Raw genomic sequence first — 25996 nt, forward strand, 5'->3', positions numbered from 1 at the left:
ATGTGAGGACTTTAGAACTCAAAAAGCCACATACTTCTATAGTTCTGCGCTCTTTTTGGGCAAACTGGATTCATCAATGGTGATTTCAATCTCAACTCTTCTATTCTTTTTACGCCCTTCGTCAGTATTGTTGGCCGCAATGGGTTGAGTTTCCCCCATTCCGTATGTGGTGATGACGTCGGCGGGCACTCCGATTTCCGCCAGTTTACGCTTTACAGCCTCAGAACGTTTACGCGACAGCTCTGCATTCTCTTGAGCATTCCCTTCTGTATCGGTGTGGCTCACAATTCTCAAACGGCTTTCGGGGTACTTCTTAATAATCTGTGCGATACTTTCAATGCGCTTAGACGCTTGTGGTCTAAAATTAACAGCGGCAGATTCGAATAAATAATCCCCTTGCAATTCCGCAATGATCCCATGTTCAGTCCGTCGTGTGCTAGCATGCGCAGCAAGCTCCTGAGCCTGCTGATCTAAGCGTTTACTGGCCAGACTGTCTATGTTGACCGAAGTCGGAGCGTTGCTTTCAGTTGGGCCACTGGGAGTCTTTTCTTTAATACCTGTAGAGCTTTGGGGCGTAGGCGCCTTGCGCACAGGCGAGGGATTTGTGCTCTTCTTCTCCATCAATATGGAGCACCCAAGGAGAGTCATCAACAAAAAATAAACCACAGAAACTGAGATTATTTTTTTCAGATTTGACATAACTTTCCTCCCCAAGCGATATCTTTCTGGGTATTTTAGTTTTTTGTTTATGTAAGAACAAGTCTCTTAAGCTAAGGAAATTGAAATTTTTATGAAAGACCTGCAAATCAAAGCTCTTTTTTTTACATTCCCACTTGTTCTGCTAGGACTTATCGGCTGTCAAAATTCCGCCAAAAAAGATTGCGAAGAAAAAAACTGGCGACAACAAGCCTACATGGATGCCCTAAACGGCATTCCCCTTAAAAACTTCAAACAAATACAAGAGCAATGCCAAAAGCGTTTTGATATCGAAATCCAAAACGAGATCTACAAAGAGGGTTATGATTTAGGTTTAGTTAAACTGTGCACTCGAGAACAAGGTTTTGAGTTTGGCATCAACGGCAAAGAGTATTTTGGTACGTGTCCAGAACGAGATGAGGACGCTTTTTTAAAATCTTACCGCCTAGGAAGATTAGAATATTTAAAAAAACTACGCCAACAGCTGAACTCTGAAATTCAGGAGTCCGAAGGACGTGTCTGGCGTAAACAAAACGAATACGAACTGGAGGCTAACAGCAACCCCACCGCTGCTCGTGAAGCCTACGACGTGCTTGAATCCTACAGGTCAGAACTCTTAAGACTTCAAGAAGAACAAACCCGCCTCAACAAACGCATCACCGACCTCGAGGCCATGCTCAAAAAGTTTCCTTCCACTACCCACTAACTTAGTGGCGAGTAACGTTGGTGGGGGTCATGTTGGTAAGAACTTTGCCTCTAATGATTTCTTCTTGGGCGGCCTCTCTGACGTCTAGGATTTTAACTTCAAACTGTAGGGTTTCACCAGCTAAGGGATGATTTCCATCAACTAAAACATGGTCACCTTGAATGTCTAAAACATGCAGTGCTAGATGCTCGCCCTTTGGACCACGGGATTCAAACTTCATTCCCTTTTCAATGGAAACGTCTTTAGGAAACTGTTCTCTATCCATTTGGATGACAAGTTCTGTACGATACTCTCCATGGGCCTCTTCAGGGGCAAAAATAAATTGCCCCATAAAGCCCTCGGTCTCGCCTAAAATTTTGTCTTCTAAAACTTGCAGGATTTGCCCATGTCCTACCAAAAACTCAACAGGATCTTCAGGAGACCTGACTTCTAAAAGTCTCCCGTCTTTATTAAAAATAGAATAGGCCAACGACACCACTTTATTCTTTTCGACTTTCATGTTGTCCTCCTAGCCTTGCAGTCCTTATTTAAGTGTACCTTTTCCTAGCAGAGATAAAAACCGATTTCTGGAAATATATCTGGCTCCCAGTTGCTTTGTAAATGGGGTCACCATTTGTGTATCAATCCAAGACATGCCCTCTTGAGAGAGCACGTTCACCATCTGTGACAGTGCAAACTTCGACGCCTCACTGACAGTATAAAACATGCTTTCCGCACTGAAGTAGTGATTCACTTTAACCCCGTACACTCCTCCCACAAGTTGGCCATCAAGATGGGTTTCAAAACTGTGCACCCAACCCTGCTTTTGCAATTCCACATAGGTGTCTATCAGGTCTTTGGTGATCCAAGTGTCTCGTTCCATCTTTTTTTTTACCTCAGCACAGAGTTCTATAAAGGCACGAAAGTCATGGTTGATTTTAAGTTCAAAGTTGTGTTTACGAAAAGCCTTATGCGTGGAACGACTTAAAGTAAAATCATCAAATTTTAACACGCCCCTTTCTGGTGGACTAAACCAAAAGATGGACTGTTCAGACTCAGGCCAAGGAAACACACCATGATGATACGCCTCCACCACCTGTTCGGGGTGAATATAAGGCGTCCATGTGACAATCCCTGACTCATCAATAGGTTCGTAATGCTCAAAATAGGAGCCCATCAGGGTCTCTCCAAAAAATAATCTACGATGTCTTTGCGCATTTCCACACTTCCCAGAGGAGGGTCCAACTCGGATTTATACTTTTCAAACAGCTGAACCAGATCAAGCAATCTGAGTTGTGCCGATTTTTTTCTTTTTTCGTGCAAAGCCTTATCCATATCTGGAATTTTTCGTAACTCAGAAATATTTTGAGTCGTGACATTCCCCAATGTGTCCACCTGCAAAAGGTCCCAACGCTTTAACAGATTCAAAGTGGTTTCGACGCGATAGTCTCTTTTATTATAAAAATTCAGTTTCTCACGTAAAAAATCAGCCCCTTCTTGCACAAATCGTTGAGGGTAATCTTGAATATGTTGGTACAGACTATAAATAAAGTCAGGTTCTGGATGGTTCCACTTCAAAAAGTCCATGTGAATGCTAACATCATCGGAATCATAAAAAGCTTCAGCCCAAGACTCCAAACCATCACGTCCTGCACGCCCCACCTCTTGAAAATAAGCCTCGATAGATTGGGGAATCTCGTAATGCAAAACTGCACGAATGTTGGGTTTGTTCACCCCCAAACCAAAAGCAGGAGTGGCTAGTATCAGAGACTCTTCTTCACTAAAAAACTTCTTCTGATTTTTTAATTTGATATGGGAGGGCAGCTGTCCATGATATTTGGTGTGAGAAAACCCTAAAGCTTGCACCTGTTCTGAAACTCTTTCTAAAGTTTGTACCAAAGAAAAGTAAACAATCTTTGGCCCCTCAAGATTTGTGGCCCAATACGACAGTCGCCTCAGTTTATCCGCCTCTCCGTAGGCCTGATACACATTCAAATTCAGGTTCGGGCGATCCACAGGAGCTTGATACTCAAACCACTTTGGCGTTGTGGTCCGCCCCAAAACCTCGCGAATCTCTGTTTTCACCCGAGCAGTGGCCGTGGCTGTCAATGCCAGCACAGGAGGAGCGCCCATCTTAGTGTGAAACTCGGGAATCCTTGTATAGTCAGGACGGAAATCATGCCCCCACTGGGACAGACAGTGGGCCTCATCGATGACCAGATACTGCACCCGCGTCTGGGATAAGGCCTCCCATGCCTGCTCCTGAAGCAGTCTTTCTGGGGTCATGAGGATCAGACGGAAGTCGGCCATGTGCCGCCAAAACTCTGTGCGCTTCTGGGTAGGCATAGCTGAATGAATTTTCCCGACCTTTAAACCCAATGCCTTGGCCTGCTCATACTGGTCATCAATCAAAGCCACTAGAGGGGAAATCACCAGAACGCATCCTGTCTCCAGTGTGGAGGCCAGAAATTGATAAATCAGGCTCTTACCACCCCCCGTTGGCATGATCGTCAGCGTGTTCTCACCTGCCAGAGCAGCTCTGAGAGTCTCTTCTTGGCCAGGGCGGAAGGAGGGCTTATTGAACTTTGCTTGCAGAATCTGGATTAGGTCCATGCCCTAACCATAACACATCAAATCTTAGTCTAAACCTGATTTTCTTTGCATTGCCTTACTTTTTTTTTGATGCTAATTAAAATAGTTCAGCAAAAAGCAACATATATAGTTATTAACAAGGAGCACGCCTGATGGCTAAAAAATGGGATATTACAAAGGTCCGAAATTTTGGGATCTCTGCACATATTGACTCGGGAAAAACAACACTATCTGAACGTATTTTGTTCTACACTGGTAAAATTCACGCCATCCATGACGTTCGTGGTAAAGACGGCGTCGGTGCAAAAATGGATCACATGGAACTTGAAAGAGAGCGTGGGATCACTATTCAATCTGCAGCGACCAACGTGCAATGGAAAGATCATGAGATGAATCTGATTGATACTCCAGGACACGTGGACTTTACTGTGGAAGTGGAAAGATCTCTTCGCGTATTAGACGGCGCGATCCTTGTACTTTGCGGTGTTGCTGGTGTGCAATCTCAGTCTTTCACTGTGGACCGTCAGATGAGACGTTACAATGTTCCCAGAATGGCTTTCGTGAACAAACTCGACAGACAGGGCGCTAACCCTTACAGAGTTTGCCAAGCCCTACGCGAAAAACTAGGTCACAACTCTGTGATGCACGTCCTTCCTATTGGACTTGAAGACAAACACGTAGGTCATGTTGATCTTGTCACTATGAAAGCCTATTACTTTGAAGGCGATAATGGCCTTGATATTCGTGAAGCAGAAATTCCAGCGGATATGGTCGATGATGCTCAAAAGTATAGAAAAATCCTTATTGAAGCTGCCGCAGATTTTGATGATGACCTTATGGAAAAGGCCTTAATGGAAGAGGAGCCTACAGAAGCGGAATTGCGCGCTGCTATTAAAAAAGGTGTTCTTGCACTTAAATTAACACCTGTATTCTGCGGTTCTGCGTACAAAAACGTAGGTGTTCAACGTCTATTAGATGCCATCACTTACTATCTTCCTAACCCTACAGAAGTTGTAAACACTGGTCTTGACCAAGATAACAACGAAGCGTCCATCGTGCTTCAACCAGATGCAGAAGCTCCACTTGTAGCTCTTGCGTTTAAACTTGAAGAAGGTCGCTACGGTCAATTGACTTACATGCGTATTTATCAAGGTACACTTAAAAAAGGCGAATTCATTTACAATATGAATGGCAACAAAAAAGTAAAAGTTCCACGTGTTGTACGCATGAACTCTGATGAGATGATTGATATCGAAGAAGCCAGCGCTGGAGACATCGTAGCTTTATTTGGTGTAGACTGCGCTTCAGGTGACACCTTCACCGATGGTCGAGCCAACATCACTATGACTTCTATGTTTGTACCTAACTCTGTAATTTCTCTTTCTATTAAACCTAAAGATAAAACACAGACAGCTAACTTTGCGAAAGCTCTTAATAAGTTCACAAAAGAAGACCCTACTTTCCGCGTAAGCCGTGATGAAGAGTCTAACGAGACGATCATTTCTGGAATGGGTGAACTTCACTTAGAAGTTTACGTAGAAAGAATGGCCAGAGAATTTAAGTGTGAAGTGGTTACAGGCGCTCCGCAAGTGGCTTACCGCGAATCTATCTCTATGCCTGCTGAATATGATTACACTCATAAAAAGCAAACTGGGGGTTCTGGTCAATACGCAAAAGTTGTGGGTAGCATTGAGCCTATGGACCCCAACTCTGAACAGATTTATGAATTTAGCAACAACGTAACAGGTGGTCGTATCCCTAAAGAATATATCCCTGCCTGTGACAAAGGTTTCCAAGAGCAAATGACTAAAGGAGCTTTAATCGGATTCCCTATCGTAGGTGTAAAAGTCAATCTTAACGACGGTGCTTACCATGATGTGGACTCTAGTGAAATGGCCTTTAGAATTTGTGCCATGGCCGCCTTCCGCGAAGCATACATGAAAGCCAAGCCTCAAGCTTTAGAGCCTATCATGAAAGTGGAAGTGACTGCTCCTGAAGAATTCCAAGGTGCGGTGATGGGTCAGATCAACCAACGTCGTGGTATGATTGCAGGAACTCAAACTCAAGAAGCTATGGTGACCATCGAAGCTGATGTGCCACTTTCTGAAATGTTTGGTTACTCCACAGAGCTACGTTCTGCCACTCAAGGTAAAGGGGAATTTACAATGGAATTTGCTAAGTATGCTCCCGCTCCAAGAAACATCCAGGAAGAGCTTGTAAAAGAATATCAAAAGAGACGTGAGGAAGAGAACAAGTAAGGTTTTTGAGAGGCCTATCATTGGTGTCTCTTGAATAGGATTTTAAAACTCTAAATGGACGGGGAAGCTTTATAAGTTTCCCCGTTTTTTTATCTTCTAGGGGCACCCATCCCCGCTCCGCAAAGCCAGACTTTTTTATAACCTAGCCTAATATTCATAAGCTCTAAAACGACAAGCACCCTCACAAGATCTAGTGCCTTAACTGCTTGATATTTCTATATAATTTTCAAACATACATCATATTTTAGCTTAAAAAACTGGCGTTTTTGCTAAAAAAACAAAATATTATGTTTCGTCGCTGTATTGACGTATCATTTTGATCAGCTTATTAAAATAAGATACGAGTTATGACGATAAGTCATATAAGGAGTATGAATATTATATGGACGACGATACGATTCCGCAGATGAAGAGGCTTCTGCCTCCCTCTGCCAACGATGAAGTCTCTCTTCCCTTTCAATCTTTCCAAAGAACGAATACGGACAATAGCAAAAAGCTTGGACTCTTAACCTTAAGTAGGCATCCATGGCTTTGCTAATCACTTATATTACGATCACTTTAGTAGCCTCTTTTATATGTTCCATGCTTGAAGCCATGCTGCTGTCTATAAGTCCAGCTCACATCGCTTTAGTGACTAAAGAGAATCCAAAACTTGGGAACAGGCTTTATAAATTAAAAGATCAAATTGATAGACCTTTAGCTGCAATATTGACCATCAATACGTTAGCTAACACTATGGGTTCTATTGGTGTGGGCGTGCAGGTACACAACATCTATGGGGATGGTTTTATCGCGGCAGCTTCAGGAGCGATGACCTTAGCGATCTTATTTTTTTCAGAAATTATTCCTAAAACGCTAGGCGCCACCTATTGGAAAAAGCTGGCTCCCATTGGTTCAACAGTCATTATCTTTTTTATGCGTATCACCTATCCTATTGTTTTACTGTCAGAAGTTATTCGCGATCTTTTTGGTGGACAAGAAATCAAGTCAGTCACTCGTGAAGAGATGATTGTTACTGCTGAACTAGGTGCTGACGAAGGCGAGATCAACCATAAAGAAAGTTTAGTGATCCGTAACTTGCTTATGCTAGATAAGGTTAAAGTGACGGACATCATGACACCTAAGTCTGTGATCTTTGCCCTTGAACTGGATTCAACCATTGGCGATGTTTTTAAAGAGCACAAGACCATCCACTTTTCGCGTATCCCTGTTTATAAAGACACTTCCGATAATATCGAAGGGATTGTTTTAAGATATAAACTGATGGAGGCCTATTCTAAAGACGAAGACGATTACACTTTAGATAAGTTTATGAAGCCCGTGCACAGTGTCCCCGATGACATCAGCGTGGCGGCTTGCTTAGATCAGTTCATTAAACGCAAAGAACATCTATTTATTGTTATTGATGAGTACGGAGTCACCGAAGGTATCGTAACCCTCGAAGACGTCGTTGAAACTTTACTGGGTGTTGAAATTGTGGATGAATTAGACTCTGTCGAAGACATGCGTAAATATGCCCGTGAACTTTGGGAGGCTCGCAAAAAAGGCAGGCAAGCCTTAGCAAAAAGTAGACTTAATTTACAACAGGCTTAAGATTCTATGCTTGTTGTCTATTGTGTTTTTCCTGATTTAGAAACCGCACAACACATTTCCAAGGAGGCTGTCAGCAATAAGCTTGCAGCCTGTGCCAATATACTTCCTCAAATTCAAAGTTTTTATATTTGGAATGAACAAGTGGAAAGCACTTACGAAACTGTAGTTCTGTTTAAGACTTCACTAGCTAAGTCAGAAGCTTTGCAAAAATGGATATTAGAACATCATCCCTATGAGATTCCTTGTCTTATGACATTTAGGCCGCAGGATATCCATGGGGCTTATTTGAACTGGCTCCAAGAAGCCCTCTTTGGGTGATCTTAAGTTCTTCTTAGATTTTATATGATATACTCAAAATGCTCAGACAGTGACGTTTGGCACACTTTTGCGTCGCAAAAGTGCGCCAAGCCGAACTCGCATTTCGACCATATCATATAAAATCTAAGAAGAACTTAAGATCACCCAAAGAGGGCTTAGTAAGTATATGAAAGCAAAAATTTTGTGAGTAAGAGTTAAGAGCTTAGATCTCCACTGTCACAACTCCATTGTGGTCATAGGCTTTAGAGAATGTCGTCTTTGCAGAGAGTCGTCAATATGCTTAGATTAAGTTTATAACAAATTTTTCCTAGAAAAATTGAGAAAAACAGACTATAGACATGAACTATGAAATTGAAAAAATTGGCTAAGAAGATTTATGAAGTCTCTCACCTTACGGGTGAATTTACGTTGCGCTCAGGGCAAGTTTCTAATGAGTATTTTGATAAGTATCAATTTGAATGTCGTCCTGAGATTTTAAAAAAAATTGCTAAAGCCATGAAAAAGATGATTCCTGAAGGCACTGAAATTTTAGCAGGTCTTGAAATGGGTGGAATTCCTTTAGCCACGGCTCTTTCTTTTGAAACTGGTCTTCCTACAGTGTTGGTACGCAAAGAGGCTAAAGAGTACGGCACAGCCAAACTTGCCGAAGGCCCAAGCATTGAAGGCAAAAAATTATGTTTGATCGAAGATGTGATCACCACTGGGGGACAAGTCGCTGAAAGCACCGAAGACTTACGCAAACTGGGTGCAAAAGTAGATGATGTCTTGTGTGTGATCTATCGCGGGCAAAACGAAGGCAAAGAACCTAAACTAGAATCCCTCGGGTTGAATGTGCAGTGGTTACTAGACAAAAAGCAATTCGACGAATGGTTTGCCCCTGAACTGAAAAAGTAAACGTAAATTCAATAACAGTGGCATTAAGACTTGAGGCTTTGAAAGATATAGCCACCCACCACAAATAGCAGTGCTGATACGATAAACCAAAATCCAATGGCTGCTTTGCGCTTCTGTGCGACCTTGAGGAAGCCGCCTTCAGCTTTAATTTTTTCGCGATCTTTGAAGTAAATACCAATACATATACCAATTAAATAACTCACAAATAGCCCGACGTCTCGCCATGAAAGTTGTGATATGTATTCATTTACACTCATATTTATTTACATCCCACAACATAGGCGATCCAGGATTCGCACTCTTCGCCCTCTTGGGTTTCTGTGAAAATGCCGTCACCATCACCGTCTTTGTCTGTGCCTTCCCATAGGATTTTTACATCTGAGAATCCGACTTCTAATAAAAGATCTCTAAGTTCAGGTAAGCTCCACATGCGCCAATCGTAACTGAAAACACGTTCTCTTTTGCGCTTCTCGTGATCCAATTTGAAGTGAATATAAAATTTAGCGTTATTGTTGATAGGGTTAAAATAGTCTTGATCCCAGTAGTAACTAAAACCTTCGTGCTCGACCTCTTCTTCGTTGCGCTCTTGAGTCGCAGGTCCCCCAAAGCAGTCTAAGAAAAATAAGCCATCTTTGTTTAAGCTGTCATAGGTATTTTTAAAGTAGGACTTTAACACTTCTCTTTCTTTAAAAATAAAATACGAAAAGTTAAGAGCTGCTGCGATGTCTGCCTTAGGTAAATCTGGACTTAAAACGTTCTTCTCAAAAATAGAAACTCTTTTCTTTTGATCTTGATTTAATTTTTCTAAATAGTTTTTAAATCCGTACTCGATAGGCTCTTGATCTAAATCCAATCCGATCGCCTTTTTTTTATTTCCTAATTTCACCCATTCACAACAGATCATGAATCCACCACAGAAGTCTTCACGAAAAGTCAGGGCTTCCGTTTTTCGAAATCCTTTATAGAATTGATTAAAAAAATCCACGTCATTTTCAGCAGATTGAACCGATCTAGAATAATAGTAGTATTTATCAAAAATCTCAGACATGTCTTATGGAATTTCCTTTAATAGCTCGTTAAGTTCTTCTTTAATTTGATGTTCATAAGGGACCGAAGCCTCTTCAAGGTCAGGATGTAAACCAATACCAGGAAGGTTTTTACCCGCAAGCACCCTAGGTCTTGCCATCAACTCATAGAACAAATCCTGAGTCGCACGGTAAGCCAAATGTTCTCCGAAGTTGGTCACTTCTGTGTCTTCATTCACAAAAAGCACTCGTCCTGTTTTACGAATGGATGTTTTTATACAGTCCCAATCATAAGGATAAATGGAGCGTAAATCTATCACTTCCACTCTTTGTCCTGTTTGAGCCTCAAGGTCCTTTGCCACTTTCACACAGATAGGCAGTGTACGACCATAACTTACAATGGTGGCGGCTTCTCCTTCTTTCACAATTTTAGCTTTACCAATCGGAACCAGATACTCTTCAATCTTTGGCCAATTGGGTTTCCACTTAGAACGGTCTCCAAGGGGAGCATCAATCATCTGCTTTAACGTCTTTTCGTCGTGAGGTTCACCAGGAATCAGATCTTCCCCTTTCACTCTTAATAAAGCTTTGGGTTCTAAGAACATCACAGGATTAGGATCTTTAATTGCAGAAAGCAATAGACCATAGGCATCTAGAGGATTGGAAGGTACAACCACTTTCCATCCTGCAAGACGACTCGCCCACGCATCAAAACTATGGCTGTGGTAAATAGAGCCACGAATTCCTGCACCTACAGGAGTTCTAAGAACAATCGGCAAATGATACTTACCGCTTGTTGACCACGCGGTGTTGCCCGCCATTTTTAACAGATCAATGGTATTAAAAATATAATCACAGAACTGAATCTCAGCCACACACTTTTGTCCCGCAAGCCCTAAACCAATAGCCGCAGACACAATCCCCCTCTCATCCAGTGGCGTGTTCCACGTGGTTTTTAAACCTTGTGTGCAAGTGAAGACTCCGCCAAGAGGTGGACCCGCATCTTGTCCAAAAATATCTTTCAGCTCTAAATTCTCTTCTGCAAAGTGCAGTGCCATACGAATTGCTTGTGCCATGTTTGCCATTAGAAGTTCCTCCAATCTGCATTCTCACCTTGAGCATAGGTGTGATCCCAAATGGAATCCGCCGTAGGTGCTGGCTCTTTTCTGACCTGTTCCATCGCCATACGGGCCTCTTCATCAAAACCTTTTTTCATATCTTCAATCTCTTTGCGAGTGTAAAGACCTTCAGCCACTAACTTGTCAGCAAAAGAAATAAGGCAGTCCTCTTCGCCCTCAATAAAATTGGCTCCAGAAGCCGAGGAGTGACCATAAAGTCGAGACACATAGGCCTCAAGAAGAACGGGTTTTCTTTCCTTACGGATGTACTCCATCTCTTCTTGCAGAGCTAAATAAGTTTCAATAGGGTCATTGCCGTTGATCACTCGTGTACGAATGCCAAAGGCCTTACCACGATCGGCAATCGTCTGTTCACCATGTTGAGTGTCATAAGAGGTGGATATACCCCATTTGTTATTTTGAACTGTAATCAAAATAGGAAGTTCGGCTTGAGGACGACTAGCCCAGATCAAACAACTGGCAAAATCCCCTTCTGCAGTGCCTGCGTCACCACCTGTGACGATACTGATACCTTTTTTACCTTTTGCTCTTTTCTGTGCGATGGCTGTGCCTATCGCAAACCCGTATTGCACCTCAATGGGCGAAGTCACAGGCACAACGTTCCATTCAGGAATGCAATAGTGGTTACTAAAGTTTCTGCCGCCTGTATTAGGATCAGTCACTTTGTTCATGATCAGACGAATCGAATCAATCATGGGCATGCCCATAGCCACTAATGTGGGAGTTCCACGATAGTGCAGATGCAAATAATCATAGTTTACGCCCTGGCCCTTTTCTGTAAGTAGACCCAGTGGCACACCAAAGGCCTCTTCACCAGGTGCTCCAATCCAAAAGAAAGCTTCACCCGCTTTATAAATTTTGATTAAACGCTCTTCTAAAGCTCGAGATTTTAGCATTAACGTAAAGATGTTCTTAACCGTATCCTCGGCTAAGCCTCCAAAAGGCGATGTGTTTTTGCCTTTGACCTTTCCGTTCGTGGGCCTTTTTGCAGTAGGTTGCATTTGCCCTTTCTTCTTTTTAGAAGAATTTACTGAGACTGAAACAGCCATAGATCCTCCCTAGTCATGCTCACTTAAGTGCCATGAGATTATCTATTCTTAGGGAAAAAATCACCCCATCTTGACGCGTCAAAAGAAAAAGATAGTATAAAAAAACCCCAAACTTCAACAGCTTGGGGCCTTTTTGTCTTTATAGGAGCAAACCCATTGCCCCCAACCATTTAGGTCTGTTTGGGCTAGTTTTTCACAGCCTTTGCATCCGTACTTGTGGCACTGGCTTGGGGAGCACTACTGGGTACCATAGTTAAGGGGATCTTTTTTTGTAAAGCCGCAAGGTCCGTGGCCACATTGATGGCTTCTTGAACCTCAGCACGCTCTGTATACTTTTTAAGCTTCTCTTCTTTCGTGAGGACCTTATCTTTATTTTTGTCGTCTTTTTTGTCCTCTTCTTTTTCTTTCATCACTTCAGCCAGATCAATCACTTTGCCACGCTTTTGATTCTTTTCTAAGTCTTTAAGAACTTCAGCAAACTTATCATTAGCCGCAATACGCTTGTCTGATGCTGTCTTTAACTGCGCAATCGTCTTTTTATCCAAAATAGTCCATTGTGATGACCCTTTGTTCACAAAAGCAGAAGACGATACAAATGAGTCAATACGCTTTGGCGGTAAAGAATAATCGTAGGTCTTCTCACCAATGTCATCAGTAGCTAGCACACTAGGGAAAGCAATGTCAGAGATCACACCACGATGTTGGGTAGAGTATCCACCCGCCGTGAAGAACATTCCCACAGTCACCTTAAGTGCACCAATAGAAGCGAGTGGAACTACAGATTGGATAGTCCCTTTACCAAAAGTATGATCGCCACCCACAACTACAGCTCTCTTATAGTCTTGTAAGACACCTGAAACAATCTCAGAAGCAGAGGCGCTCACACGACTCACAAGCACAACTAGTGGACCAGAATAGTTCACCTTAGGGTTGATATCAGCTAACACGGTCGGTGGACGAGCAGGATCACTTGTAGACTGCTTCACCACATTTCCTTCTTTAAAAAATAAACCTGAAATTTTAACGGCATCGTCTAAACTTCCACCACCATTACTAGAAAGGTCTAACACAATCCCTTCCACACCTTTGGCATTGGCTTCATCTAAAAGTTTAGCCACATCGGCTGCTGCAGAAACACCATTACGTTTTCCATCAGAATAAAATGAAGGTAAATTGATCAAACCAATCAGTTTTTCTTCGTTGCCAATGGTTCTCTTGTGATAAGTGATCGAAGCAGCTTCGTCTTCTAGATTGATCTTTGATCTTTTTAGTTTAACCACAACTCTTTTTGCCGCATCTCCATCTTTTCTTAAGATCGTCAGATGCACAGGAGTGTCTTTTTTACCTCTGATCTTTTTGACCACATCACTTAAATCCATATCAATCACGTCTTCCATAGGTTTACCTTCACCTTGGCTGACCGCAATGATCTTGTCTTTAGGTTGAACTTCACCACTCTTAGCGGCCGCTCCACCTTCAATCAGACTTTCTACAACTGTGAACCCATCTTCACTTTTTAAAGTGGCACCAATGCCCTCTAAAGACAGTTCCATAGAAATTCTAAAGTTGTCCATCGCATCGCGAGAGAAGTAGCTGGAATGAGGATCCAAACTTCTTGCAAAAGAATCCAGATAATCACTCAATTTATCTTCTTCGCTTAAACCAGAAAGTTTCTTAGTGACTCTTTCGTAACTCTTAAGCACCTTTGATTTGGCTTCATCTAGTGTCATATCTGAAGCTAAATAGTTAGAGACTTGAAAGTGGATATAGTCTTTATGGAAATTGTTGATCTTATCCACCGAAGAAAAGCGTTTACGCTTGTCAGAATCTAAGTTGATCTTTACGTTTTTATTGAACTTATACTTGTCACCCAAAAAGGATTTCACAAAGTCTGCTCGTTGAAGCACCCTTTTGCTGTAAATTTCATAGGACTTCATAATCGGTGAACAGTCGTTAGTTTGAGTGCGTTTTAAAATTCCCTTCATCAAAGTGGAAATCTCTTTGGCATCGCCCGCAGTCAGATATAATTTTGATGGGTCCAAACGCTTAATGTATTGATCCACCAGTCTTTTTTCCAACGTTTCATTATAATCGTTGTAGTTAATATGCTGACTCAAAAATCCCTTTTGGATGATAGGAACATGTTTACAAGCCAGTCCCTGTTGAGCTTGTGCATAACTGGTCATTCCAAATGTCAGTAGCAATGGAAGTAGTATTTTGATCATTGGCAATTATCTCCTTCGAATAGAACGTCATCAAAAATATGAGAATAAAAAACACGGGCCAACACGCGAGTCCATCTCTCTAAACTCTTATCCTATATTATATCGGGGCATAAAGTAAGAATGTTAGACCAAATCTACACAAATCACGAAGACTAGTCTTTGATGTAAGACCCTTATGTGTTTCATTTTGAATTAAAAAATCAAATTAAAATGGAGCAGAGACCACTCCATTTTTTTATAGATTTTAAGATTTCTTTCTACGCACAACGACTTTCTTCTTCGTTGACGCAGGCGTCTTGGACTTTGATCCAGCACTAGCAGCTGACTTCGCAGATGTAGATTTCTTTGAGGTCTTCTTGGCACTAGACGTAGTTGTTTTCTTGGAAGTCGCCTTCTTTTTGCCTGCCTTTTTAGATGATTTTTTAGCTCCCGCCTTATCATCCATTCGAGACGCTAGCAGTTCAATGGCCTTCTCAAGAGTGATGCCATCTATACCAATATCTTCTGGAATTGAGACATTCGTCTTACCACATTTGATATATGGTCCGTACTTTCCATTAAAAACATCTACACTTTCTTTTGTGGCAGGATAAGTGCCCAAAGTTTTAAGAGACGTGGCTCGTCCTCGACCTTTTTTGGGTTGAGACAAAAGCTCAAGGGCCTGCTTTAAATCAATAGAGAACAAATCTTTATCCTTAGGAATAGATCTAAAATCTCCATCGCAAACTACATAAGGGCCAAAACGTCCCAAACTGGCTTTGATCTCTTTTCCTGATTCAGGGTGATGTCCTAAACTGATGGGCAAGCTTAATAACTTTAAAGCCTGTTCAAAACTGAGATTTTCATGATCCATTTGTGGAGGAACAGAAACTCGTTTGGGTTTGCTGTCCTCACCCTCCATATCACCAAGCTGAACATAAGGACCATAACGTCCATTTAAAACATACACAGGTAAACCTGTTTTCGGATCTTTACCTAAAGAGTCCGCCCCATTGATCTTTTGAGCAATAAGACTCTCCGCCTCTTCGGCAGAGATGTCCGCAGGAGCTTTGTCCTCAGGCAAAGAAGCACAGACTTCTCCGCCGCCTTCATCTTTACGGCACACATAAGCTCCATACTTACCAACTCTGAAGCTGTACTTTTCCAAACCATCAATATGAATGGCTCGGGACTCGTCAGGGTTGATGCGGTCTTCTTTATTTTCGACTTGGTTCTTTAAACCTTCATCACCGAAATAAATCTTTTTTAAATAGTCATTCCAATCCACATCACCTGCAGCAATTTCATCTAAAGAGTTTTCCATCTCGGAAGTGAAATTGAGATCCACATAATCAGGGAAGTGCTTTCTCAATAAGTTGGACACAGCCAGAGCCGTGAACGTAGGTTGGAGCTGATTTCCAGTCTTCTTAACATAACCACGATCTTGAATCGTACCGATAATAGAAGCGTAGGTCGAAGGACGTCCCACGCCTTCTTTTTCTAACTTTTGCACCAAAGAAGCTTCGGTGTATCTTGCGGGAGGTTTGGTTTCGTGATCGTTGTATTCATAATTTTTAACCTTGATCTGCTCTCCTACTTTAAGTTGAGGCAGATGAACTTCACGATCAGATAAAGACTGCTCGGGATCATCATGACCTTCGACATAGGCTTTTAAAAAACCTGGAAAGGTGATGGTCATACCTGAAGCGGCCCACTCTGTATCCCCTTTGACAAACTTAATACTGACTTGTTTTTGTTCCGCGTTCACCATTTGTGAAGCCACCGTTCTTTTCCAAATCAAGTCATACAATTTATACTGTTGCGCCGATAAACCTGAATCTTCGGGTTTTACAAAAGACGTTCCTGCAGGGCGGATCGCTTCGTGAGCCTCTTGGGCTCCTTTCGCTTTTTTACTTGCATAGTCCCGAGGGGCATCAGGCAGATACTCTTTGCCATACAAAGACTTAATACAGGAACGAGCAGCATCAATCGCTTGGTTTGATAAAAACGTAGAGTCTGTTCTCATATAAGTGATCAAACCCTGTTCATAAAGCTTCTGTGCGACCTGCATGGTCTCTCTTGAAGAGTAGCCCAACTTTCTGTTGGCCTCTTGTTGCAAAGTAGATGTGATAAAAGGAGGTGCGGGCTTACGGCTGACGGGTTTTTCTTCCACTTCAGACACGGCTAAGTCTTGTCCTTGAAGTTGAGATTTGATTTTGTCAGCCATATCAGAATTTAAGACCACCACTTTGTCTTTGCGCTCTTCTCTTAGTTTGCCATTAGTCTCATCAAAGTCCTTACCAATAGCTAACTTCTTATCTTGATAACTTGATAATCTGATTTGAAAGTCAGAAGCTCCTTTAGCGGCATTCCCCGTTAAGCTCCCATATTGGGATTTTACAAAACGAATGCGCTCTTCTTCCCTTTCTGAAATGAGCCTGACAGCGACGGACTGCACACGGCCCGCAGAAAGACCATAGGCAATCTTTTTCCAAAGAAGAGGGGAAATCGTGTATCCCACAAGTCGATCTAAAATACGACGTGCTTCTTGAGCTTTGACCATATCAAAATCAATTTCACGGAACTCTTTTAAACTCTTTTGAATGGCCTCTTTAGTGATCTCGTGGAACACCATTCTTTTGGCTGGAATTTTGGGATTGAGCACTTCAAGCAGATGCCAACTGATACTCTCCCCTTCTCTATCTTCGTCCGTTGCCAGTATCAGTTCATCAGCCTCTTTGACTAATGACTTTAGGGTCGAAACCACTTTGGTTTTGTTTTTAGGAATACAATAGATAGGCTCAAAGTTTTTATCTACATTGACCCCCAACCTAGACCATTCTTCTTTTTTATACTTTTCGGGAATGTCCTTGGCGGATTGAGGTAAATCTCTGATGTGTCCCATGCAAGATTCCACCACATAGTCCTTACCTAAAAACTTACGGATGGTTTTTGCTTTTGTCGGAGACTCCACTACGACTAATTTTTTGCCTTGGGTGGACTTTGCTGCCATGTTTTTTCTCCAAAAGGTTTTTCTCATTCCATATATGTTTGCTAACATATATATAGACAAGCTATTTCTTCCTTAAACTTAAAGATGTGATACAAACCAGTGAGGCGCAATGACTCGTAGCAAAAATATCTTAGCCCTAAGCGAACTTCCCACAACTTCTCTTGAATTTGTCTTGTGCGATATTGACGACACCTTAACCACCCACGGTCAACTTCATGGCGAAGCTTATCAAGCCCTATGGAATTTGTCCGATGCTAATTTTAAGGTCATTCCTGTGACGGGTCGACCAGCAGGCTGGTGCGAAATGATCGCACGCTTCTGGCCTGTGCATGGTGTGATCGGAGAAAATGGTGGATTCTATTTTTATTTTGATAAAAAAATGCAGCGTCACTATTTGCAAGATGAGCTCACCCGTATTCAAAACCAGAAAAAACTTTCTGTGATTCAAAACGAAGTTTTAAAAGATGTCCCAGGTAGTGCTTTGGCTTCAGACCAATTCTGCCGAGCCATAGACCTAGCTATCGACTTTTGCGAAGATGTGCCTGCATTACCCAAAGCCGACATACAAAAGATCGTTTCTATTTTTGAAAAACATGGAGCAACGGCCAAGGTCAGCTCTATCCATGTCAATGGTTGGTATGGTAACCACGACAAGCTCAGCACCTTTCTGGTTTACGCCAAAGAACGCCTAGGACTGAGCGACTCTCACGATTTACAAAATAAAACGGTCTTTATTGGTGACTCTCCTAATGATGAACCCATGTTTAAATATTTTAAAAATTCTGTGGGAGTTCAAAACGTCGCACCCTTTCTGGATGAGCTGAAGTCTTTGCCACAATACATCTGCTCACAAGAAGGTGGAGCGGGTTTTGTCGAGTTTGCTAAGCATCTTTTAAAAAAATAAGTTTTACTCGCCGAAAAGTTCCTTTTCTGAAGCAGCTTGTTCTTTAAGTTGTTCTGCAATGACCTCTGGGGACTTCAGAGACTTTTTAGTTTTCACACTGGCTCCAGGACAAAAATTGATCACATCTCTTTTCCATGCTTTAGGATTCATATTTTCTGGCCAAAAGGGCCATGTTCGACACTGAGTCGGGCGTCCTTCGTACACACTGCACCGATTGTCTTGTAAAAAAACGCAGTTGATCGAATCTTCTGGCTGAATCAAGTGCAACACTCCACCTGTGACTCGGCAGTACTGCTTTTTAAATTCAGCCACTGTGAGTTCTAGAACCTTGGCCATGCGTTTGGCATCAGACTTCGTCAAATACACATAGCCGTATTCACCACGGGACAGACAGCATTTGCCTGATCCTTGGCATTCAAAGTGTAAGCCTTTTTTATAAAAGTTTTTTGACATGTCTTAAGTATAAAGCATGAAACCTTAATGACCAATTCTAATCTTTAAGATTCTTAAAGACCTCTTCCTAATACCAAGAGCAGTTCTGCCTCACAGACACAACTGCAATCGAAGGTGTCTCCAACCTTGTCAATGCTCTAAGGACTCAATTCTAATCTTTAAGATTCAAATCGCCGAGAGCTGCAAATGGGTTATTAAATGGAGACTGCGGTTTTTTATCACCACGATCCCTATTGGTTTTGGGTTTGCCACCACCTGATCGTGGTCCCTTGCCCTTATGGCCCTTAGCTTGCTTTTGATCTTTTCTGTCACCCTTGTAAGGTCGTTTGTTTTCAAAACGGCCACGCCCTTCAGCTTGTCCTTCTGAACGCTCTGCGCGTGTAGAACCCGCTCTATCCTTAGAGGTTTTTGCGTTTCTTTCTGCTTTGATCTTTGAAAGGGAGAGAAGTTTTTTGTCTAAATTAAGATCGATCACTTTAACATAAATCCACTCACCAATGCCCACGGCTTTACGTGGATCAGAGACAAACTGTGCAGACAGTTCTGACAAGTGCACTAAACCATCCTGACCAATTCCAAGATCCACAAAAGCACCAAAGCTGGAAAATCTAGTCACTAAACCTGGATAAATGGCGCCGACTTGCACATCAGCTAGAGTTTTGATTTTATCACTAAATCCAAAAAATCTATAAACTCGTCTTGGGTCTTTACCTGGGGTCTTAAGCTGTTTGATGATGTCTTGTAACTCACTGGCTTCAAAAATATCTTTATACTTTGAAGATAGGATTTTTTCGGCATTCGCTTCACTTAAGGGTTCTGCCAAAGAAATGTCTAAATCCTTAGCCATATCCTTGATGGCTGCAAATCTAAAAGTTCTTAAGTTGGTTTTATCTAAAATAGATTTGGATAAGGCCACACGCACAAATCCTGTGCATGCACGTAAGGTGTCATCATTAAATCCTAACTCTGTACTGAGTTGCGCTTTCTCAACAAAGCGACCTTTGGTTTGACGGTACCCTAAAATTTTAGTGACATGCTCGTCTGTAAGACCATTTACAAGCTTCAAGCTGTCTTCTGAAGATTCATTAAGGTCTACGCCTACACTGGCAACACAAAACTTAAGAACCTTTAAAAGTTCAGGCAACAGTTTTTCATCTGTCACATACGCAGGAACATCCACTAATGACTTTGGTGGGTACTTCGCAAGTTCTTTTAAGGGGTCTTGAAGGCGTCTGGCTAAAGACACTAGGGATCTTTCCACTTTAGGTTTAACCCCAAATTCTTTTTTAGCAGACTCAGATCCCACGTAAGCCGTCATGCCTCTCATATCTACAATGGCAACAGGAATTGTGACACCTTGAACTTTAAGTGTCTCTTCAACAAAGCCCACAAGAGTTCTTACGTGTTCATTCAACCCCACAGCCAAAGCCCCTAATTGAATTTTAGAAGAGATGTCTTTGAACACATCTGCAAACACAGACTTTGAATTTTCATCTTGAGTGTTGATCTGAGTGGCTGATACAAGTTCACCTTGATTTGTCACTAAGGCCACTTCAATGGTGCTGACTTCATTCTGAATAAAAGACAGAACAGGTACTGGTCCCAAAGCGGGAACCATTAAAATTCGGTTGTAGTCCTGTTTGAGTCTCTTGATGGCTTCAGTTTCAGAAATTTTTAATAACTCTTCTACGATCTCTTGCGTGATGGAAGGAAGAATATGAATCTCTATCGCCTTCTGGAAAGCCTGATCAATAAATTGAGTACAGTCATTTTCGGCAGCAAAATTAAAAATGTCTTGTTTGATCTTTTCTAACACGTCTCCGTTTTTAGCTTCGATCAGAACTTTGAAAAAACCTTCTTCCCATGCCTTCTTCACAACAGGGAATTTATAATAGTTTTTAGAATTTAAAAGCTCAGACACCTTCTCTCTGAATTGAGCTGTGGCAGAATACTTTCCTTCTTTAAATTTCTCTGTTTTTGCTACAGAGACCACACCCTCTGCGTAGTATCTTTCACTTAGTGCCTGTCGGATCTCTGATCTCTTAAGAAGTCTCTCAACAATAATGTCTTGAGCCCCTTTTAAAACTAAATCATAAGTCACAAACCCTAACTGAGGTTTGATGTAATCTTTAGCTTTGACTTCTAAACTTACAGGTCCCATTTCTTGTTTGCCAAATGCCACATCCCATACCCAGTCTGCAAATTCAGTCAGACCAGCCTCTCTGGCGACTGTAGCTTTGGTTTTTTTGCGTCTTTTAAATGGGCGGTATAAATCTTCCAATTCAAAAGCGTCGATGCTCTTTTGGATGCTTTCAATCAAAGCGGGGTTTTCCACTTTTTGATGTTCTAGGTCGACAAGAATCTTTTGTTTCTTGGCATCAAGCTTAGAGTATTCGTCAATCAAACTTGCAAATAAATCCAGTTGCCAGTAGGGCACTTCTTTAAGTTCAGGAGCATAAAAGTGCAAAACCTCTAAGCTCTCTTGCCCTTGAATACGTTTGATCGCTTCTTTTTGTGCCTGCGAAAGGCTCATTTTTGTACGACGTTCAATAAAGTGAGTTAAAAGATCCATAGGAGGTCTCTCCACATTACTATTTTAAATTAAATATCTATTTGAGGTGATCATTGATGAGTTTTATTTATGGCGGTACATGATGAGGCCATGTGTAGGGTCATAAGGTGAAACACCCACTGTGACTTTATCCCCCACAACCACACGAATATTAAAACGGCGCATTTTGCCGCAAAGCTTGGCTTTAATTTCCACACCATTATCAAGCATGATTTTGTAGAGCCCGCCTGCCGCTGCATCGAGCACTTTACCTTCGAATTGAGCTAAATCGTCTTTTGCCATTATTACCCTTTGTAATTTGAAATTAACATTTTTATGCCACTTTCAAACAAAACTTCAAGTCTATTGTTTTGTACTGATAAAATAAAACCCCAACCTAATGAAGGGTGCTCTAGTGGCGTGCTTGGCGAATACACTTCTGTCATTTTATATTTTTTTGTAGGAATTTCATGATCTAATTCCTTTAGCTTCACCCACTTTTCCATCAACTCGTTCATTTCTTTTGCAGCAGCTTGTTCTTTTTTCGTGGGTTTTTTAGCTTTAGCAGGTTTTTTCTCCGCCGCTTTTTTCAAAGTTGTGGGTGTCTCTTGCTCTTCTACTGCGGGCGCAGGTGCTGCTTTCGCGTTTACGACTTTTTCAGTGGCTTTAGCTGCCGCCTTCTTTTTTGAAGTGCTTTTTGTGGTCTCTTTTTTGGCGGCCGTTGTTTTCGTAGTCTTTTTCGTTGATGTCTTCTTTGCGGTCGCCTTTTTTGCTGCTTTTTTTGTGGCCATTCTCACTTCCCCTTTACTTATACTGCTAGAGCCTCTCATTCCACTTTGCTTCTAGCGATGCGCTCATCATGAGCATTTTTCGTCCTTAGAGCCCTCTTCCACAACCAAACTCGAAGTTTAGGACCCGATTCCAACATATTTTTTTAAACCCTGATTAAACAGGGCGTTATTATTCACCAGTGAGTCTAACTGAAAGATTCCCTCTTGACTAGAGGCGCAGAGCTATGTGGCTGTATTTTTTGCGAAAAAGGGGGGTTTTGCTGTAAAGTCCTAAACAGACAAGGTCCTGTTTAAAATATTGAGGTGAACGTGAACGTAGTCCAAAAATCCAACCCCACACTTTCTGAACTTTTAGAAAAGTACTCAGGCCTCATTACTGAAGCCCCCACACGCAAGAGCACTTCAAACTCAGATGTGCTTCTGACCTGTGCTTCAGCTTTGGATCAACCTAAACCCAACTCCATTATTTTTTTAAACGAGCTTCAGGCACTAGCCGAAGTGATTCAAGTCCAACCCCAAGTGATTGTACTTCCCCAAAAGACCCCTGAAGATGTACTCAGCGGCATTCCATCAGACATCATCATACTTCTTAGCCCCAATCCCAAACTTGCCATGGCCCTGATCAATAAAGAGTATTTTTCTTATTCGCGCATAGATGGCCACTTTGATTTTTCTGAATCCCCTATTCATCCCACTGCGCAGATTCACCCCACGGCCGAGTTGGGTCAGAATGTCCATGTCGGTCCCTTTGCCGTCATCGGTGCTGATTCTAAAATCGGCAACAATAGTAAAATCGCTGCTCACGCTGTCATTGAAAAAGACTGCGAACTAGGTGAAGGCTGTGTCATCTTCTCTCACACCACAATCGGTTGGCGATCACGTTTGGGACAGTTTTGTGTGGTGCAATCAGGCTGCACCATTGGGTCTGATGGTTTTGGTTACGCCACAGACGAAAAGGGTCAACACCATGGCATTCCTCACCAAGGCCGAGTGATTCTGGGCCACCATGTGCATATCGGGGCTGGAACTCAGATTGATAGAGGCACTTACGGTGACACTATCATTGGGGATCAAACTAAAATTGATAATTTGGTTCATATCGCTCACAACTGTAAAATAGGTCGATCTTGTTTGCTCACGGCAGGATTTATGATGGCGGGCTCCTCAGAACTGGGAGACTTTTTTGTTGCAGGTGGTGGCACATTTGTAACTGGACATATCAAGGTGACTAGCAACGTGCAAGTTGCTGGCAAGTCCGTTGTTCATAAGAGTGTGGATAAATCAGGGAGCTACGGAGGATACCCTCTTGTCCCCTTAAAAGAACATCTTAAAAACTTAGCCAGCTTAGGAAAAATCACTACTCTTAGAAAAGACATCGACACTATACTGAAAAAGACAGGGCTAAGATAAAGGACCACTTCAATATGAAACCAAAGTTTTACACGACAACTCCGATTTACTACGTGAACGATAAACCGCATCTAGGTACGGCTTACGCCACAGTCATGGTTGACACCATGAACCGCTTTAGAAAACTTGTAGGGTTTGAAACTAAGTTTCTTACAGGTGTCGATGAACATGGACAAAAGATTCAACAGACCGCAGAAAAACGTGGCGTCACCCCTCAACAGCACTGCGATGAATTCGCACAAAATTTTCTCAATACTTGGGCGCGACTCAAAATTGATTATGATATTTTTTATAGAACCACGGCTCCCTCACATATCAAAACCGTGCAGTACGTTTTACAACAATTGTTTGATAAAGGTGATATCTATAGCCAGAACTATGAGGGTTGGTATTGCGTCAGTGATGAAACATTTTATCCCGAAGACGATCTTGTCGATGGCAAATCCCCCACAGGTAAACCCGTAGAAAAAGTTTCAGAAAAAAATTACTTTTTTAAGATGTCCAAATATCAACAGCAGTTGATTGATCACATCCAAAAAAATCCGCACTTCATTCAACCCGAAAGCAAGCGCAATGAAGTTTTGGGATTTTTGGCCCAACCCTTAGAGGACTTAAGTATCAGTCGTCCCAAATCACGCATACACTGGGGCATCCCGCTTCCATTTGATGATTCCCACGTGACTTATGTTTGGGTGGACGCTTTAAGTAATTATATTGCCGCCGTAGGGTATGGTTCTGACGAAGAACAATTCAAAACATGGTGGACCGATGCCAAAGTTCAACACATCATCGGCAAAGACATCTTAACTACTCACGCTGTGTATTGGACCACAATTCTTTTTTCTTTAGGGGTCAAACTACCCGATGAGATCTTTGCCCACGGTTGGATTCTTAATAAAGACAGCGCAAAGATGAGTAAATCCCAAGGCGATGTCTTAGACCCCCTTGCCGTTGTAGACAAAGTGGGGCTTGAAAGCTTTAAATACTATTTATCTAGCGAAATTCGTTTTGGTAATGATGCGCCCTTTTCTGAAGAGCTTGTGATTCAAAAGGTCAATTCTGATTTAGCCAATACTCTTGGAAACCTTTTAAGCCGATCCACTAATTTGATTGATAAGTTTTATTCACAAGCTTTACCAGAAGGCAGCGCGCAAGCTCATCCCATTAAAGATGCGGGCTTAGGTTTATTTGCCAAAGTCAAAACTCATGTGTTAGCTAACGAACCCCATTTGGTCTGCTTTGAAGTGATTCAATATTTAAAACAAATCAATCAGTTTGTCGAAGAGAACGCGCCTTGGAAGATGGTCAAAGAAGACACCGTGAAAGCAGGAATTGTTTTACGTGATACCACAGAGGCCCTAAGAATCTCAGCCTGTCTGCTACGTCCTATTTTACAAGACAAAATGGATCAGCTTCTTACGGCGCTGAATTACAAGTTTGATTGGAACACAGTCGAGCAGGATGTCACTCAGTGGTATGTACTGAAGTCTGATCAACCGATCACTAAAGCAGAACCACTATTCCCTAGGATTCAATAATTTTTCTTAGGGAATGTTCAAGCTTTAAAAATATATTACCGTCTCTGACACAGCTATGTCGCCGAGAGTTGCAGATCGTTAAATTATATTTTCAAATCCTGTCACTTTGTCTTTAAGGACAGTTAAACTTAGCTTTAAGTAAATGATGATCCGATAAAGAGGTGGGGACTTCTTCAGCTTCTTTCAATGTTAAATTTTTGTAAAAGATATGATCTAAAACAAAAACCCAAGTGTGTCTTGCGGTTTCAACATGGGATAGTCCCAAACCTTCAGCCCACCAAAACAGAGTGTTCTCTCTAAAAATATTCCAGCTGTTAAAATCTCCAGCCACCACTAAAGGCCCTTGATGATTTTTAATAGCGTCGCTCAACTGTTCTAACTGCCGACCATAGGCTGATCCTAAATTAAAATTTAACATGTGCAGATTGATCACTCGAACCTCTCCACACATGGGAATCAGGTAGTCCGTCATGATCATCGACTTTGGAGTCGCTGCAAAGGGTTCTACATCTTGGCTTAATAACAACTCATGATTTGTAACTTCATAGTGGGACATGTTTAATGTTCCCGTGGCATATCCATCACTCATGATCCATGCAGGATTAAGTAACCAACGATAAGACTCACCCAGTGCGGTTTCCAGAGGGGACAGCACTTGCAAAGGGTCTGTAGTGACCTCTTGAATCAAAGCAATGTCAGGCTGATGGACGTGTAAAAGTTCAGCCCAACCTGAGGTTCCGCCTTTTTGAATGTTCCAAGTGGCCACTGAAAACTCGGCTCCCCAAACCTGAGACGTAAAAATAAAAAGAACACTCATTACCATTATTTTGGCTGACACCAAAAATCTCACCCCAACCATGTCCAAATCCCCCCCTCAGAGATA

23 protein-coding genes are annotated in these 25996 nt (G+C 42.0%); 8 read left to right on the plus strand and 15 right to left on the minus strand.

Annotation, left to right across the window (positions count from 1 at the left end):
* Positions 1-36: 36 nt before the first annotated feature.
* Complete coding sequence (locus M9899_04845) at positions 37-621, minus strand: OmpA family protein (protein MCO5113483.1); 585 nt, start codon at positions 619-621, stop codon at positions 37-39.
* A 169-nt stretch (positions 622-790) separates the two neighbouring features.
* Between M9899_04845 and M9899_04850 the strand changes: the two genes are divergently transcribed.
* Positions 791-1402 carry a DUF2799 domain-containing protein gene (locus M9899_04850; GenBank protein MCO5113484.1) on the plus strand — a complete coding sequence of 204 codons (612 nt, stop codon included), beginning with the start codon at positions 791-793 and terminating at the stop codon, positions 1400-1402.
* 1 nt (position 1403) lies between these two features.
* Here M9899_04850 and M9899_04855 read toward each other — a convergent pair whose 3' ends face one another.
* The 3 genes from M9899_04855 to M9899_04865 are packed head-to-tail and all read right to left on the minus strand — an operon-like array spanning position 1404 to position 3994.
* Positions 1404-1901 carry a peptidylprolyl isomerase gene (locus M9899_04855; GenBank protein MCO5113485.1) on the minus strand — a complete coding sequence of 166 codons (498 nt, stop codon included), beginning with the start codon at positions 1899-1901 and terminating at the stop codon, positions 1404-1406.
* Positions 1902-1925: 24 nt separating this feature from the next.
* Positions 1926-2558, minus strand: coding sequence for a leucyl/phenylalanyl-tRNA--protein transferase (gene aat / locus M9899_04860; protein MCO5113486.1), 633 nt, complete (start codon positions 2556-2558; stop codon positions 1926-1928).
* A complete protein-coding gene (locus tag M9899_04865; protein MCO5113487.1) occupies positions 2558-3994 on the minus strand; it encodes a RecQ family ATP-dependent DNA helicase in 1437 nt (478 codons plus the stop codon). Before M9899_04865 ends, aat begins: the two co-directional genes overlap by 1 nt.
* 131 nt (positions 3995-4125) lie before the next feature.
* On the opposite strand from M9899_04865, the gene fusA reads away from it, so the two are divergent.
* The 4 genes from fusA to pyrE all read left to right on the plus strand — a co-directional run bounded on the left by fusA (position 4126) and on the right by pyrE (position 9036).
* On the plus strand, positions 4126-6231 hold the full coding sequence (gene fusA / locus M9899_04870) for an elongation factor G (GenBank protein MCO5113488.1): 2106 nt from the start codon (positions 4126-4128) through the stop codon (positions 6229-6231).
* A gap of 525 nt (positions 6232-6756) precedes the next feature.
* Entirely contained in the window at positions 6757-7824 is a 1068-nt protein-coding gene (locus tag M9899_04875) for a hemolysin family protein (protein ID MCO5113489.1), read from the plus strand.
* A gap of 6 nt (positions 7825-7830) precedes the next feature.
* The gene (locus M9899_04880; protein ID MCO5113490.1) at positions 7831-8142 is read left to right on the plus strand and encodes a divalent-cation tolerance protein CutA; all 312 of its coding nucleotides are present in this window, start codon (positions 7831-7833) and stop codon (positions 8140-8142) included.
* Between the two features lie 345 nt (positions 8143-8487).
* Positions 8488-9036: an orotate phosphoribosyltransferase gene (gene pyrE / locus M9899_04885; GenBank protein ID MCO5113491.1), complete on the plus strand. Its 549-nt coding sequence runs from the start codon at positions 8488-8490 to the stop codon at positions 9034-9036.
* A 23-nt stretch (positions 9037-9059) separates the two neighbouring features.
* Here pyrE and M9899_04890 read toward each other — a convergent pair whose 3' ends face one another.
* The 6 genes from M9899_04890 to topA all read right to left on the minus strand — a co-directional run bounded on the left by M9899_04890 (position 9060) and on the right by topA (position 17466).
* Positions 9060-9293, minus strand: coding sequence for a hypothetical protein (locus M9899_04890; GenBank protein ID MCO5113492.1), 234 nt, complete (start codon positions 9291-9293; stop codon positions 9060-9062).
* 2 nt (positions 9294-9295) lie between these two features.
* Entirely contained in the window at positions 9296-10084 is a 789-nt protein-coding gene (locus M9899_04895) for a class I SAM-dependent methyltransferase (protein MCO5113493.1), read from the minus strand.
* Positions 10085-10087: 3 nt separating this feature from the next.
* The gene (locus tag M9899_04900) at positions 10088-11146 is read right to left on the minus strand and encodes an alpha-ketoacid dehydrogenase subunit beta (protein MCO5113494.1); all 1059 of its coding nucleotides are present in this window, start codon (positions 11144-11146) and stop codon (positions 10088-10090) included.
* Complete coding sequence (locus tag M9899_04905) at positions 11146-12249, minus strand: thiamine pyrophosphate-dependent dehydrogenase E1 component subunit alpha (GenBank protein ID MCO5113495.1); 1104 nt, start codon at positions 12247-12249, stop codon at positions 11146-11148. Before M9899_04905 ends, M9899_04900 begins: the two co-directional genes overlap by 1 nt.
* Before the next feature lie 185 nt (positions 12250-12434).
* The gene (locus M9899_04910) at positions 12435-14474 is read right to left on the minus strand and encodes a S41 family peptidase (protein ID MCO5113496.1); all 2040 of its coding nucleotides are present in this window, start codon (positions 14472-14474) and stop codon (positions 12435-12437) included.
* Positions 14475-14718: 244 nt separating this feature from the next.
* Positions 14719-17466, minus strand: coding sequence for a type I DNA topoisomerase (topA, locus tag M9899_04915; GenBank protein MCO5113497.1), 2748 nt, complete (start codon positions 17464-17466; stop codon positions 14719-14721).
* A 109-nt stretch (positions 17467-17575) separates the two neighbouring features.
* On the opposite strand from topA, the gene M9899_04920 reads away from it, so the two are divergent.
* Positions 17576-18370: an HAD-IIB family hydrolase gene (locus M9899_04920; GenBank protein ID MCO5113498.1), complete on the plus strand. Its 795-nt coding sequence runs from the start codon at positions 17576-17578 to the stop codon at positions 18368-18370.
* A 3-nt stretch (positions 18371-18373) separates the two neighbouring features.
* Here the strand turns inward: M9899_04920 and M9899_04925 are convergent, their stop codons facing one another.
* The 4 genes from M9899_04925 to M9899_04940 all read right to left on the minus strand — a co-directional run bounded on the left by M9899_04925 (position 18374) and on the right by M9899_04940 (position 22165).
* Positions 18374-18823 (minus strand): YkgJ family cysteine cluster protein, encoded by a 450-nt coding sequence (locus tag M9899_04925; GenBank protein ID MCO5113499.1) that lies wholly within the window; start codon positions 18821-18823, stop codon positions 18374-18376.
* A gap of 151 nt (positions 18824-18974) precedes the next feature.
* The gene (locus M9899_04930; protein MCO5113500.1) at positions 18975-21395 is read right to left on the minus strand and encodes a S1 RNA-binding domain-containing protein; all 2421 of its coding nucleotides are present in this window, start codon (positions 21393-21395) and stop codon (positions 18975-18977) included.
* A 63-nt stretch (positions 21396-21458) separates the two neighbouring features.
* Complete coding sequence (infA, locus tag M9899_04935) at positions 21459-21677, minus strand: translation initiation factor IF-1 (protein MCO5113501.1); 219 nt, start codon at positions 21675-21677, stop codon at positions 21459-21461.
* 2 nt (positions 21678-21679) lie between these two features.
* On the minus strand, positions 21680-22165 hold the full coding sequence (locus M9899_04940) for a hypothetical protein (GenBank protein MCO5113502.1): 486 nt from the start codon (positions 22163-22165) through the stop codon (positions 21680-21682).
* A gap of 309 nt (positions 22166-22474) precedes the next feature.
* Here M9899_04940 and lpxD point away from each other — a divergent pair, with 309 nt between their 5' ends.
* Complete coding sequence (lpxD, locus tag M9899_04945; protein ID MCO5113503.1) at positions 22475-23575, plus strand: UDP-3-O-(3-hydroxymyristoyl)glucosamine N-acyltransferase; 1101 nt, start codon at positions 22475-22477, stop codon at positions 23573-23575.
* A 14-nt stretch (positions 23576-23589) separates the two neighbouring features.
* A complete protein-coding gene (gene metG, locus M9899_04950) occupies positions 23590-25113 on the plus strand; it encodes a methionine--tRNA ligase (protein MCO5113504.1) in 1524 nt (507 codons plus the stop codon).
* A gap of 112 nt (positions 25114-25225) precedes the next feature.
* Here metG and M9899_04955 read toward each other — a convergent pair whose 3' ends face one another.
* Positions 25226-25930, minus strand: coding sequence for an endonuclease/exonuclease/phosphatase family protein (locus M9899_04955; GenBank protein MCO5113505.1), 705 nt, complete (start codon positions 25928-25930; stop codon positions 25226-25228).
* Positions 25931-25996 lie beyond the last annotated feature (66 nt).

This window comes from Pseudobdellovibrionaceae bacterium, from assembly GCA_023954155.1.
In the GTDB taxonomy this organism is placed as follows: domain Bacteria; phylum Bdellovibrionota; class Bdellovibrionia; order Bdellovibrionales; family UBA1609; genus JAMLIO01.

Bases quoted from the DNA above. Each gene is read 5' to 3' on its own strand.
- M9899_04905 (MCO5113495.1), bottom strand. From the start codon at position 12,249: ATGGCTGTTTCAGTCTCAGTAAATTCTTCTAAAAAGAAGAAAGGGCAA.
- metG (MCO5113504.1), top strand. From the start codon at position 23,590: ATGAAACCAAAGTTTTACACGACAACTCCGATTTACTACGTGAACGAT.
- fusA (MCO5113488.1), top strand. From the start codon at position 4,126: ATGGCTAAAAAATGGGATATTACAAAGGTCCGAAATTTTGGGATCTCT.
- infA (MCO5113501.1), bottom strand. From the start codon at position 21,677: ATGGCAAAAGACGATTTAGCTCAATTCGAAGGTAAAGTGCTCGATGCA.
- M9899_04845 (MCO5113483.1), bottom strand. From the start codon at position 621: ATGGAGAAGAAGAGCACAAATCCCTCGCCTGTGCGCAAGGCGCCTACG.
- topA (MCO5113497.1), bottom strand. From the start codon at position 17,466: ATGGCAGCAAAGTCCACCCAAGGCAAAAAATTAGTCGTAGTGGAGTCT.
- M9899_04875 (MCO5113489.1), top strand. From the start codon at position 6,757: ATGGCTTTGCTAATCACTTATATTACGATCACTTTAGTAGCCTCTTTT.
- M9899_04910 (MCO5113496.1), bottom strand. From the start codon at position 14,474: ATGATCAAAATACTACTTCCATTGCTACTGACATTTGGAATGACCAGT.
- M9899_04930 (MCO5113500.1), bottom strand. From the start codon at position 21,395: ATGGATCTTTTAACTCACTTTATTGAACGTCGTACAAAAATGAGCCTT.
- M9899_04940 (MCO5113502.1), bottom strand. From the start codon at position 22,165: ATGGCCACAAAAAAAGCAGCAAAAAAGGCGACCGCAAAGAAGACATCA.
- M9899_04895 (MCO5113493.1), bottom strand. From the start codon at position 10,084: ATGTCTGAGATTTTTGATAAATACTACTATTATTCTAGATCGGTTCAA.
- M9899_04865 (MCO5113487.1), bottom strand. From the start codon at position 3,994: ATGGACCTAATCCAGATTCTGCAAGCAAAGTTCAATAAGCCCTCCTTC.
- M9899_04920 (MCO5113498.1), top strand. From the start codon at position 17,576: ATGACTCGTAGCAAAAATATCTTAGCCCTAAGCGAACTTCCCACAACT.
- M9899_04955 (MCO5113505.1), bottom strand. From the start codon at position 25,930: ATGAGTGTTCTTTTTATTTTTACGTCTCAGGTTTGGGGAGCCGAGTTT.
- M9899_04925 (MCO5113499.1), bottom strand. From the start codon at position 18,823: ATGTCAAAAAACTTTTATAAAAAAGGCTTACACTTTGAATGCCAAGGA.
- aat (MCO5113486.1), bottom strand. From the start codon at position 2,558: ATGGGCTCCTATTTTGAGCATTACGAACCTATTGATGAGTCAGGGATT.
- M9899_04855 (MCO5113485.1), bottom strand. From the start codon at position 1,901: ATGAAAGTCGAAAAGAATAAAGTGGTGTCGTTGGCCTATTCTATTTTT.
- M9899_04900 (MCO5113494.1), bottom strand. From the start codon at position 11,146: ATGGCAAACATGGCACAAGCAATTCGTATGGCACTGCACTTTGCAGAA.
- M9899_04880 (MCO5113490.1), top strand. From the start codon at position 7,831: ATGCTTGTTGTCTATTGTGTTTTTCCTGATTTAGAAACCGCACAACAC.
- pyrE (MCO5113491.1), top strand. From the start codon at position 8,488: ATGAAATTGAAAAAATTGGCTAAGAAGATTTATGAAGTCTCTCACCTT.
- M9899_04850 (MCO5113484.1), top strand. From the start codon at position 791: ATGAAAGACCTGCAAATCAAAGCTCTTTTTTTTACATTCCCACTTGTT.
- M9899_04890 (MCO5113492.1), bottom strand. From the start codon at position 9,293: ATGAGTGTAAATGAATACATATCACAACTTTCATGGCGAGACGTCGGG.